The sequence below is a fragment of the Vibrio sp. sp1 genome (genome assembly GCF_016920955.1).
Classification (GTDB): Bacteria; Pseudomonadota; Gammaproteobacteria; order Enterobacterales; family Vibrionaceae; genus Vibrio; species Vibrio alginolyticus.
Genome location: NZ_CP060590.1, coordinates 821,406 through 833,468, shown reverse-complemented (window position 1 = coordinate 833,468; position 12,063 = coordinate 821,406). Strand labels below are relative to the sequence as shown.

Annotated in this window: 11 protein-coding genes; 6 read left to right on the top strand and 5 right to left on the bottom strand. The window is 44.5% G+C overall.

Features of this window, described 5'->3' with window-relative positions:
- Positions 1–41: 41 nt before the first annotated feature.
- Positions 42–1,613, bottom strand: a complete 1,572-nt coding sequence (locus tag H9L11_RS19230) for an ATP-binding cassette domain-containing protein (protein WP_085569317.1) — start codon at positions 1,611–1,613, stop codon at positions 42–44.
- Between the two features lie 445 nt (positions 1,614–2,058).
- Between H9L11_RS19230 and H9L11_RS19225 the strand changes: the two genes are divergently transcribed.
- The 3 genes from H9L11_RS19225 to H9L11_RS19215 all read left to right on the top strand — a co-directional run bounded on the left by H9L11_RS19225 (position 2,059) and on the right by H9L11_RS19215 (position 5,229).
- Positions 2,059–2,484 (top strand): universal stress protein, encoded by a 426-nt coding sequence (locus H9L11_RS19225; protein WP_005375398.1) that lies wholly within the window; start codon positions 2,059–2,061, stop codon positions 2,482–2,484.
- A 166-nt stretch (positions 2,485–2,650) separates the two neighbouring features.
- Positions 2,651–3,268 carry an NAD(P)H-dependent oxidoreductase gene (locus tag H9L11_RS19220; protein ID WP_005375391.1) on the top strand — a complete coding sequence of 206 codons (618 nt, stop codon included), beginning with the start codon at positions 2,651–2,653 and terminating at the stop codon, positions 3,266–3,268.
- Positions 3,265–5,229: a monovalent cation:proton antiporter-2 (CPA2) family protein gene (locus H9L11_RS19215; RefSeq protein ID WP_005385095.1), complete on the top strand. Its 1,965-nt coding sequence runs from the start codon at positions 3,265–3,267 to the stop codon at positions 5,227–5,229. The genes H9L11_RS19220 and H9L11_RS19215 overlap by 4 nt, the downstream gene beginning before the upstream one ends.
- Before the next feature lie 91 nt (positions 5,230–5,320).
- Here H9L11_RS19215 and H9L11_RS19210 read toward each other — a convergent pair whose 3' ends face one another.
- The gene (locus H9L11_RS19210; protein ID WP_005392536.1) at positions 5,321–5,614 is read right to left on the bottom strand and encodes a hypothetical protein; all 294 of its coding nucleotides are present in this window, start codon (positions 5,612–5,614) and stop codon (positions 5,321–5,323) included.
- 245 nt (positions 5,615–5,859) lie between these two features.
- Here H9L11_RS19210 and H9L11_RS19205 point away from each other — a divergent pair, with 245 nt between their 5' ends.
- A complete protein-coding gene (locus tag H9L11_RS19205) occupies positions 5,860–6,153 on the top strand; it encodes a metalloregulator ArsR/SmtB family transcription factor (RefSeq protein ID WP_005375388.1) in 294 nt (97 codons plus the stop codon).
- 108 nt (positions 6,154–6,261) lie between these two features.
- Here the strand turns inward: H9L11_RS19205 and H9L11_RS19200 are convergent, their stop codons facing one another.
- Entirely contained in the window at positions 6,262–7,611 is a 1,350-nt protein-coding gene (locus tag H9L11_RS19200; RefSeq protein ID WP_005385092.1) for an alpha-amylase family protein, read from the bottom strand.
- 520 nt (positions 7,612–8,131) lie between these two features.
- On the opposite strand from H9L11_RS19200, the gene H9L11_RS19195 reads away from it, so the two are divergent.
- Entirely contained in the window at positions 8,132–8,488 is a 357-nt protein-coding gene (locus tag H9L11_RS19195) for a MerR family transcriptional regulator (RefSeq protein ID WP_005375386.1), read from the top strand.
- Between the two features lie 58 nt (positions 8,489–8,546).
- A complete protein-coding gene (locus tag H9L11_RS19190) occupies positions 8,547–8,924 on the top strand; it encodes a carboxymuconolactone decarboxylase family protein (RefSeq protein ID WP_205391401.1) in 378 nt (125 codons plus the stop codon).
- A gap of 77 nt (positions 8,925–9,001) precedes the next feature.
- Here H9L11_RS19190 and H9L11_RS19185 read toward each other — a convergent pair whose 3' ends face one another.
- A complete protein-coding gene (locus H9L11_RS19185; RefSeq protein WP_005375384.1) occupies positions 9,002–9,232 on the bottom strand; it encodes a PAS factor family protein in 231 nt (76 codons plus the stop codon).
- Between the two features lie 282 nt (positions 9,233–9,514).
- Positions 9,515–11,941, bottom strand: a complete 2,427-nt coding sequence (locus tag H9L11_RS19180) for a M9 family metallopeptidase (RefSeq protein WP_005375382.1) — start codon at positions 11,939–11,941, stop codon at positions 9,515–9,517.
- Positions 11,942–12,063: the final 122 nt, after the last annotated feature.

The following is a 12,063-nucleotide window of genomic DNA, read 5'->3' as shown; positions in this document are numbered from 1 at the left end:
AACAATACTGAAGAGCCACGATGGCGTTTACTCTCTTTCGTCTAAGTCAGCTCGATTTGGCGCAAAACCCCAGACTCAGAAGCGAAATCTTGGTCGTGACTAATCAGAACAAATCCACCTTTGTATACATTTAACGCCTGACTAAGCATTATTTTTGACTCGAGGTCGAGATGGTTATCTGGTTCATCAAGCAGCAGCAAAGGCTGAGAATTTTGGTGGCTGACTATCAGCATAGCGAGCTTCATCTTCTCGCCACCGCTCAGTAGGCGCCCCAATCGAAACACTGCATCTCGACGAAAACCGATCCCGGCCAATAAGGTCCTCGCTTCACTTTCCGTCATCTCTTGGCAGCTCTCCATTACGTTCTCAAGTAACGAAAGATTTGGATTCACTGCACCAAAATGTTGGTCGAGATAATACAAAGGCGTATTCACTTGCAACTCACCACTCTGCAATGATAACTCGCCAAGCAACGTCTTTAACAAGGTTGACTTTCCGCAGCCATTTTTCCCTTTGAGATGGACTTTATCGTTCGCAAAAATCTGCAAAGTGATAGGAGTAGAATCCCCAAAAGGCAATATACCTTCTTGTATCGACAACACTTTTCTCGAACGGTTCGGATTATCTGCAAGATAAAACTTTTGCGCTTTGAGCTGCTCATGTCGCGATTGCAACGCCCGCTCTTTGGCTTGTAAATGCGCTTGTCTGAGTTGCTCATTCTTATTGCGATTTGAGGCGCTGGCGGTCGCGCTATCCTTTTTGCCATCAAGCAAAATTTTGGGCTGACTGCCGTCTTTGCGCAGTTTGTTCCCTTGCGCGGCGCGTTGGTCTGCTTTTTCGCGATTTTTCTGGGCTTGCTCAGCTAACCGTTTTTTGTGTTTATCGACCTGCGCTAACTGCCTTTCGACCGCTTGTAACTCAGTGCGTTTTTGCTCGGCATACACATCGTAATTTCCACCAAAAACCTGTAAGCCTAGGCCCGAGAGTTCCCAAATTTCCTCCATTGCTCGAAGCAGATCGCGATCGTGACTGATGAGTAAAATCGCGCCACCGAAATGCCTCATAGACTCTATCAACCATTGTTTCGCCTCGGTATCGAGGTGATTGGATGGCTCATCGAGAATCAAAAGCTCCGCTTCGTTTTCAAACAATTGCCATAACTGCAAACGCGCCAACTGCCCCCCACTGAGCCGAGCACAAGAGAAATCAGGGTCTTGCGGCAAGCCCATCGCAGCAAGCTGCTGTTTGAGTTTCTGTTCAATATCCCACTGTTCGCCAACCAGTTCGAACCAATGCTCAGAAACATCACCTTGTTCAATCTGCTTCAAAGCATGTAAGACCGAGTCTGTTCCCAGAAACTGGGCGATCGATTGCTGACCTGAAAGCAAATCAGACGGCTGCTGGCGATACATCATGAAAGAAGAGGGAGAAGTCACAACACCGCTGGCAGGCTGAGTTTCGCCCGCCAAAATGGAAGCCAAAAGCGACTTACCGATGCCATTGCGCCCAACCAAACCAACACGTCGTTTAGTCATGGAACAAGAAATAGACTGGAATAGCGTCTCGCCATTATCAAACTGATGGCTAACATTAAAAGCTTGTAAAACTGGCATAATTTGCCTCCTGTATGACAGGGACAACAGCCGTAGCTATGATTTGAGATTGCAACAAAACGCGTGCACAAACGCATTAAGCTCTATGTAAAGCTCGACGATAAACGTCAAATCAAAAGGTCGTCTTGTTGCAAAGAAATATCGGAAAGTGAGCTACGCCTACTAACCCTGCAGATCCAAAAAATAAGTAAAAATATGGATGACAGGTTTAGTTCTTCATGTTGGCGTAATCTCCTAGAGAAATGATGCGCAGAGTGTAGCGGCTTTTTTGTTCAAAAAGCAAGCTTTCTAACCAAATGAGTACAAAGAGAAAGTTTCACAGCAAGTTGTTATATCGTATTAACTTTTTAACAAAACTTTGAACAATTTCGAGATCTTATCAACACAATTTTTGCCCAAGCCATACTACGCTTAGGGTAAAGATAATCCACATAAGGGCGTGGTTATGAAATACAAACATATCCTTGTTGCACTCGAACTGTCAGATGAAAGCACCGTGCTTATCGACAGAGCGGTATCAATGGCAAACTATCTCGACTCCGATATCTCCTTTATCCATATTGATGGTACGCACGGAGAAATCTATCGCGAGCTTGTAGACATTAAAGAGAACCCGGATCAAAGGCCGTTGAATGAGCATTCAATGGAATGTTTAAAAACATTTAGTGATTACATGGATTACCCACTTAAACATTTCTTCGTAGGTACTGGCGACTTGGCTGATAAATTAGAGGTCACCATTAAAGAGCAAGAAGTGGATCTTCTGATTTGTGGTCACCACCAAGATTTCTGGAGCAAGATTATTTCTTACTCCAGACACTTAATTAACAAGTCACCGGTGGATATTCTAGTCGTCCCTATTCATGATTAGTAAAACGTAACACTTCCCAAAACCACCAATTTATTTGGTGGTTTTTTATTGATATTGAAACAGCTTAAACAGTTTTCCAAACTAGCTTGGCGATCATTTATGAGTTACATTTTCTAACCAACCCGCGCTCCTACTGGGCATGGTTATTTAGATAGCAAGGATCCCTATGGCAAATAAAAAAGTACTCATTCTCTTTGCTCATCCTTCCCAGCATCGTTCAGAAGTGAATACTCCACTTTTCAAAGAAGCTCAAAAAATTGAAGGCGTGACATGTGTTGATCTCTATGGCGAATACCCTCGTTTCGATATTAATATCGACCGTGAGCAGCAACGCTTACGTGAGCATGACGTGGTGATTTTCCAATTCCCACTATATTGGTATTCAACGCCTGCGATTTTAAAAGAGTGGCAAGATCTGGTTTTGGAATATGGCTTTGCTTACGGTACAGATGGCACAGCACTGCAAGGTAAGACCATGCTTTGTGTGCTGTCTGCAGGGGGCAAAGAAGAAGCTTATAAGGCAGAGGGCTACAACCACTTTACGATTCGTCAACTGCTTGCGCCCATTGAACAAATGTCCGCACTGACCGGCATGAACTACATTGCCCCTCTCGCGATGTTTGGCGCACGTACAGCAGATGAAGAAGGGCGAATCCCTCGTCATGTTGAGCGGTACAAGAGCCTGCTAACAGCTTTAGTCGAAGATAGGTTGGATGTTGAAGCTGCGGCGTCATTAATCAAGCTTAACAGCGCATTGCCAGAGCTCATTAAGGAGGCTTCATGACAGGAATATTCTTACAAGCCTTCATATATTTGATTGCTGCTGTAATTGCAGTCCCACTTGCTAAGCGTTTGGGACTTGGGTCCGTTTTAGGCTATCTCATCGCAGGTGTGGTCATTGGCCCAATTATCGGTTTAGTCGGTGAAGAAACAACAACAATCCAGCACTTTGCCGAGTTTGGCGTGGTGATGATGCTGTTTCTCGTTGGTTTAGAGCTCGAACCCAAAATGTTGTGGGCGATGCGCAATCGCTTAATGGGTTTAGGAGGTCTGCAAGTCGGCGGTACCGTCGCGGCGATTATGGGTATTGCCTTATACTTTGACCAGCCTTGGACCATAGCCTTAGCCATAGGTTTGATCTTCGCCCTCTCTTCTACTGCGATTGTTTTGCAAACTTTTAGCGAAAAAGGATTAACGAAGACGGAAGGTGGACAAAACGCTTTCTCCGTGTTGCTTTTTCAAGATATTGCAGTGATACCAATGTTGGCGTTCATTCCCCTATTGGCCTTACCTGAATTAATTGAACAGGCACAGTCCGCAGCACAAACAGCCGCAGCGCACCATGAAGAATTAAGCCTCGTTGCGGGGTTGCCAGGCTGGGCATACGGCATCGTAATCACAGCATCGATAGCAATCGTCGTCGTTGGTGGACACTTTTTAAGTCGACCTCTGCTCAATTATGTGGCTAGCTCTGGTTTGCGAGAAATCTTTACCGCAACTGCACTCATGCTTGTCATTGGTATCGCTGCACTGATGAGTTTAGTGGGCTTATCTCCTGCCTTAGGAACCTTCTTGGCTGGCGTTGTATTGGCGAACAGTGAATTCCGCCACGAGTTAGAATCCAATATCGAACCATTTAAAGGTCTATTGTTAGGTCTGTTCTTTATTACCGTTGGCGCAGGGATCAACTTCTCGGTCCTTTTTGGTGATTTCTGGTTGGTCATGGCATTGACCATTGGCGTGATGGTTTTGAAAGCCTTGGTGCTGTTTATTCTTGCACTGATATTTAGGGTGAAAGGCAGCAACCGCTGGCTGTTTACCCTAAGCTTGGCTCAAGCAGGTGAATTCGGCTTTGTGCTTCTAAGCTTTTCAGTGCAAAACCACGTCATCCCATTTGAACTTTCACAAACTCTTGCGTTAGTGGTTGCGATTTCGATGTTCCTGACACCAGGTTTGTTTATTCTGTTTGATAGAGTGATTCTGCCGCGCTTTGAAAGCCAGTCAAATGAACGCGAAAGCGATACGATTGAGGAAACAGGCACGGTGATCATCGCCGGCATCGGCCGCTTTGGACAAATAGTGAATCGCCTATTGGTATCAAACGGCGTGACTACCGTGGTACTTGACCATCAATCTGACCAAGTCGATAACATGCGCCAGATTGGCACTCGCGCCTATTTTGGCGACGCGACTCGACCAGATATGCTACATACAGCCGGCATTGAGCACGCCGCTGCGTTGGTTGTGGCGATTGATAACCAAGAATCGAGTGTAGAACTGGTGAAGTACGTTAAGCACACGTACCCAAAAGTAACAGTGATTGCACGTGCCTTTGACCGTGGACATGGCTATCTTTTGCGTCAAGCGGGGGCTGATATTATTGAATCAGAGACCTACCATTCTGCATTGGAGATGGGCGGTCACACAATGAAAGCCCTTGGCATTCACCCCTTCTTTGTTGAACAACAGAAGGCGACATATAAGCGTGTTGAAGCACGTAAGTCAGAAATACTTTACAAAGCTTGGGAGGATGATTCTGAAGGTGAACGCTATGACAACAATTTCCGACAACTGTTTATTCAGTTAGAGGAGAAAATGGCGGAAGAGATGCAAAAAGATCGTCATGACAAACTATCGCGGTCAGAACGTGGTTGGACACCGCCACCTAAAGGTTACGCCGATGATTTTAATGAAGATAACGTCCAAGAGCTAACACCACCAAGAGAAGAGCCTATCCAACGATAACGCACTCCATATTAAAACCTCCCACTTGGGAGGTTTTTATTTTTTCAGTACAGAGCCACACGCCGTGCAGGATAAAATGATCTTCTCGATATTACATAAGATCATTCATTAAAATCTCATACTCTTCGTTTGCTTCTTCCACTAAATGAGAAAGCTCTAACGCATCAGTAACTGCAAGATTGAACTGCCACGGAGTTGTGTCTTCTTTACCACAGATTCGAGTTTCACACCCACGACTCTCAAAAGACAAATCATCAAACTCTGTGGTGTGGCGCTCTTGAAGTTCAACAATCTCAACTTCTAATTTACCAACAGGGTTGACTTTAACGTGGGCATGTAAATCCGAACTGTTAGACAAACAATAATCTCTATGAACCGCAATCATGGCCGCCTCCTTGGTCTGCCAACTGACAACTCAACATTGAGTGTAGACGAGGGATTTTGAACGTGGCGTGAAATAATAATGAAGATTGATCTGTCTCATTAGAACAGACAATTGTTGTCATGAAGGCATTAGCCAGCATGAATCTCATCTGATTTAAATTGTTCTGAGATCGTAATAGTTGGCATTTACCGAGACTTTCCCTATTATCGAAACAAAATTACTGTGGTCATTCTTTAGAGGTCAGTATGGAGCTTGAAGCCGTTGCTAAAGCACTAAAAGAGTTAGGGCATCCGACTCGTTTAAGTATTTACAAAGAAGTCGTCAAAGCGGGATACAAAGGTATCGCGGTAGGCGGCGTACAAGAAAAGCTTGGCATTCCAGCATCCACTCTCTCTCATCATATCTCGAGCCTTGCTTCAGCTGGTCTTCTCACCCAGCGCCGCGAGGGTAGAACCCTTTTTTGTGTTGCAGAGTATCAGTGCTTAGATGACGTAATTGGTTTTTTAAAAGCAGAATGTTGCGTTAACGAGTGCTCATAAATTTCTAGCAAAAACGAGAGAGTTTGAGTTTCTATTGAACTTCAGCAGAACGTGAATGACGATGAAAAACATACACACCGAAGTTGCTAAGCTCGGTGTGTACATCTTCTAGTTCGCGACAAGTAACATCGACGACTTAGATGGTACGATTAACTTACCGTCAGTTGGAATGATTTGTTCTGTCATCAAATCAACCCAATTGCCATCCGTTTTTAATGTCAAAGACTGTTGACGCTGTGATTTATTAAGCACCACAATACCTTTGTCACCTCGCTTAAGTACGAGCATGTCATCGTTACCTTCAAGAACACTCATCGGCTCGCCATGCGTCATATTATGGAACTGGATCATTTTTGCCATTCTCGGGTCGCTCCATGCACCTTGCCACCTTGGCTGACCATTTTTACCTTTAATACCGCTGGTGTTTAAGTCGGTATAAATCAACGGCACACCGCCATCTCGGCCTAGAATATAGGCATAAGCTAACCATTCGTTTTCCTCGTCCATGATGAGATCAAGAAAGACATCATTGTTAGGAATATCATGTGTGATAGCAAATGTAATCGCACGACCGGGGGACAAAGCCTGACCAAAACAATAGGGATCAATCAGAGACTTGAAGCTGCCCTTTTTAGCAAACGCCTTAAACATGGTTGAGAACAAAGGGAAATCGTACGCACCTAGGCGAGTTTCCTGTAGATACGGCTCAAGAAACAGCTGATACTCTTCTTCCGTCGCACCGCCATCGGTAATAATTTCACCAAATATATGCACATCCCGCGTGATGTCGTCTGTCCAAACACGCTTAAGATGCTCTAACGTCATGTGTTTCGCAGCGTCAATACGAAAACCTTTCACACCAATAGCTTTCAGCGCCTTTAGGTACGCTCGCTGCTGCTCAACGACATGGTCACAAACACGAAGAGTTGGCAAGCCAGGATCGGTTGGTCCACCTGTGATACGTCCGTTTTGAACCTGCCACTTATCTTTCCAGTCTTTGATGCCGAATGCTTCAACAAAGTCCTCTTCATCAAAAAGTGGTTGAGATAGATCGCCAAACAACGCTAGCGACTGATATTTCTGTTTGTTGTTCTGGTATTCCTCCAAGACCTCTTGTCTTGGGTACTGAAGGTCTCTGCGAAGGTGGGCCTCATTTGCCATATGGTTAAACACTACGTCGGCATAAACCCACACACCAACTTGCTCCAGTTCACGAACCATATGAATAAAATCTTTGGTATCACCCAAAGCATTATCGATAACACGATAATCTTGTGGTTGATAACGCTGCCACCAGCGCTCATCGTGTGCGCTTTTCATTGGTGGCGAAACCAACACAGAGCCATAACCAAGCTCGCGGATTTCTTTTGCTCGTTGGGCAATGTCAGCATACTTCCAATCAAACGCATGTAAGATAACGTTTGCACCGAATGATTGTGTTTCCTGTGAGCCACTCATGTTGTTCTCCTGCTCGTTTCCACTCACGATTACTTGTTTGCATTTTTTTGTGAGTGAATTCAATAATCGAAATTATAAAAGCTATTCATCAGAGGCACTCACCCTTTTAGCACTAACTCAAGGCTGAAATCGAAGGCGTAGCGACTCATCCATTGCACAGCGATAAATCGTTCTGAGTGAATAACGGGCACACGACATACAACCCGAACAGACCAACACAAAACTAAGGCATTGTTTTGATTAACAAAAACTTAAATTTAAAAAGATAGAACATAAGACCTATGTACGCCCTAAAATAGGCCCAAAGGATAAAAATAGCCAAGCCAACCCGTTGAGTAATCAATTGTTAATAAAACGAAACTGGCAGATGGATCACGTTTGGCGCGTTTCAAAAATCCAGTAAATCACCATACCTAGCGTTAAAAGACTAAAGATTTCTGTTTGTATCTGTCCCGAAATGACTTCAAAATGCGAAACTTAGCTTATCTCTATGGGGTATGCTCTACCTTGGAGGATAATAATGAATATCAAAGAATTTTCTGACCTCGTCGGGCTATCTGCTCATACACTTCGATACTATGAAAAAATCGGTTTACTTAAACATGTCCATAGAAACGCGAGTGGACATCGAATGTATAGTTCGAAAGATCTAAACTGGATAAGCTTTGTTAAGCGTTTAAAAGAAACTGCAATGCCACTTGAAGAGATTCTAGAGTATGCCAAATTAAGGGAAGTCGGCTCTCAATCTGTACCACAACGTCAAGCCCTGTTAGAACAACACCAAGAAAACCTCAAACGCCACATTGAGCAACAGAAAAAGCACTTATCGGCTCTAGAAGAAAAAATTGCCTTGTATAAAAGCGGAAAAGTTCGTTGACTTAGAGTTAACTCTAACGATTAAGGTGTGTTTACATTTATTCACTAGGAACATACCAATGGAACAATCACGCTTTAACAAAGGATTAGAACTACTCTCTCAAATTGATGGCGACGCTGGTCATAATGTCATCGAAAGCTTACAAGATATTTGTCCTAATTTAGCTCAGTACACCATTGAGTATCCGTTTGGCGATATTTATGCTCGCCCGGGCTTAGACCTAAAATCGAGAGAAATCGCAACCGTCGCCGCGCTAACGGCAATGGGGAATTGCGCGCCGCAACTAAAAGTGCACTTAAATGCAGCGCTGAATGTAGGCTGTAGCGAGGATGAGATTAAAGAGATCATTTTGCAGATGTCCGTCTACGCAGGTTTTCCCGCGGCATTAAACGGCATGTTTGCATTCAAAGAAGTGCTAGCGGAAAGAGCAGAGTAATAACGACGTTGAAATCAATTTAACCGCAATTAAAAACGGCCCTTGGGGTTCGGGCCGTGATTAAAACAACGAGTGAATTAGCGCTCAGGAGTTTCAAGCAGTTTAACCGCGCAATCTACCGCGTTGTTAATGCCTTGACTGCTCTCCAACTTGCCTGAACTTGCAGGACCAAGGGCACAAGAATACAAAGCCAGCTGCTTATCGAACGGCAGATCCAACTGTTCATAGAGATTTTGTCGGATTCTTGCATGTTGTTCTGGTTCTTGGTTAGCAAGGCTAATCAACGTTTCATAAATAAGCGTTTTCATGTCTTTCCCTTTTCACTTTATTGCACGGGGTGCATATATATTGTATCCATTTGGGAAGCACAAATCAGAAGCTAGGTCACAGAACGCGTCGCTAAAAAAGTTTATGTACTCGGTAAATTGCAATACAAACTTAAAGTCGTTTAGAAAAAGGGCAACTGATAACTCGATAGATCAGCCGATTAACTAGCATTCGCCGCTGTTTGTTTATAATCGTGTCCGATATAAACAAAAACGTCGCTGTATCAGCGACGTTTTATCTCGACTTTAGTTAATCGAACCTGTTTAGTTGAAGTGCACTAGCATTTCAACGTCATCGCCTTGCTCTGGGGCCTGAAGAGCGAAGTGCACGTACCCTGCTTCAGTAACAGGAATCGCAAGGTATTCATTGCTGCCTGCATAGTTGGACGCATACTCGTGCTGCTCTACTGTAGGCCAATGCTCCCTACTCGCGTATAGATCGACATTACCAGTTTGAGAGTGAGCCGTTAGCCATACACGAACCTCTTCTACACCTTCAGGCACATAAACTGCTGCATAACGCTGCTTGTGAACGGTAAGCATTTTGGCTTCACCAGACTCTAGTACCACAGGTGCTAAATCATCTTGCACTTGGGTTGGCGGTGTTTGCGCTTCCACTTCTAACGCAGCCACAAGATTTACTGAGTCATAGCTATCACGTCCAGTTAAGCTGATGTAGTAACGACCCGCTTTAACGTAACCATCTTGCTCTGGTTCAAACACAATCTCTTCATTGCTGCCGTCAGCATATTGACTCATTTCGAAATCATAGTAATGCGCGACTTTGTTGTAGCTCATGTAAAGATCCGCATCACCCGCACCCTCAATAGATACATTGAAGTTAACGGTGTTGGCTGGAACATCAACGTAGAACAGTTTTTCGCTGTATGCTTCGCCACTGAGCTGAAGGCTTTGGTTCGCCGTCAATTCAGTCACTTGTGCTTCAGGGCTTGTTGGTTCTGTTGGCTCTTCTGGGTCTGTATCAGGTTGCTCAGGTTCCACTTTTAATGTGTCCAACCAACGTTCAAACTCAGCATCGTATTGTTGACCTAAAGACGTCACCTGCTGTGCCCATTGTTCGAACTGGCCAGAGCGCGACAATGCCAACAAGCTTTCGACGTCTTGTGGATGATTTTCTAACATGAATCGAACAGCTAGATAACCCCAACGATAGATACGATTGGTATCGTGAGAGTACGTGGTATCAAACACAGTGGAAAGGCTCAGTTTACCATCTGCAATCAGCTCAATCGCAGCTTGGTAACCTTGCTTGTAATGCATGTATTCAGCAAAACCTTCTAGCCACCAAACAATATGACCATGAGCCAAGTTATCGCTGAACGAACCGTATTGGTTAAATCGTGCATCTAAATAGTGCGTGTATTCATGTTCTAGGTTCAAGATAGAGAGATCTTCACCATTCGCGTAGCGATAAGCGACGAAACGCGCAGTATTGTCCGCTTTTGAAGGGTCACCTTCTAGGTACTGACCACCGTTGTCCGTTGTATTACCAAATAGGAATGAAGAGTAATCAACGTAACTAGTGTTACTCGCGAATACCGCCACTTCAACACGATCATTCAAATCATCAGCGACAGGTTGATTACCCGTATTCGCAACTCGATGGAAGTCGGCTTCTTTTGCCGCTAGCACTTCACACGCTTTCGCTGCTTGAGCATCGGTCAGATCCTCAGAGCGAATAATGGCAGGTCCCTGACATTCAAAACGATTTGGCATTACACGTGCAGCTAAATCTTGCTTGGCTTGCTCAATATTCAGACCATTTAGGCCTTCTGGTGCGTAGTAGCTCATCATTTCAACGGCAGCAAGCCATAGTTTGTCATGCTCACTACCCAGTGGATAACGCTGCATCACCTGTTGCATTACTGCCAATGCTTTGCGTTTGGTCTCCTGATCTGGGCTCGCGAGCAAACGACCAGTTTCACGTAATGCATTGAAAACGATAAAGCTTGCATCCGTATCTAATGCCCAAGCATTATCAGATGCGAATTTCACCAACGTATCAATATGGTGTGTATTGTTTGCCATGTATCGGTAGAACGCATCGTTCGCCGCATGGCCTGCCATAGAGCGGAACAAGTTGTTTAAACCATCGACCCATTGCGTGTCCTGCGCGGTTTCACGATTAAAGTGCATCAACGCGGCCATCATGCTATCCATGGTCAGCGGCAACTGCTTAACGTTATCAACCATCAAAGTCAGGCTCTTCATTGCACCAACTTGTTCACGACCTTGATCCAAAGCATGAGGGTTGTTTAGGAATAGGTTCGTCGACTGAGCAAAACGCTGACTCAACGCTTGCGAAAACTCAGGTGTACCAGTACCAGCGTTGTAGCGAACGTAGTAGGCCGCTCGAATAAATTCGCCTAGGTTCTCTAGAATACGAGCTTGATCTGCTTCACCACGATAGCGAGCGATTTCTTGATCCAGCGCGACTTGGATACGGCTTAGGCTCGCTTCACTATAGATATCATTCAGCGTTTCTGAAGGTGCTGAAAACCAAGCGTGGTAGCAATCATACTCAGCACCAGAAACGGCAGTAGCCAGATCTCGCGATTGTTGTAAATCAGCAACAGCACACTGATTTTGTGCAAAAGAGAAGCCAGACACACTCGCTAGCATACAAGCAAGCGCCAAACGATGGCGCGGGAAAAAACGGATATGAGACATAACAACACTCATTGATTATTAACATACATTGAGTGGGGATTTATATTCTTTACAGCTCAAACAGTGAAATCAGTGTCATAAAATTTATGAAACCGCTCCCAAAAATAGGTCTTTTACTCTAA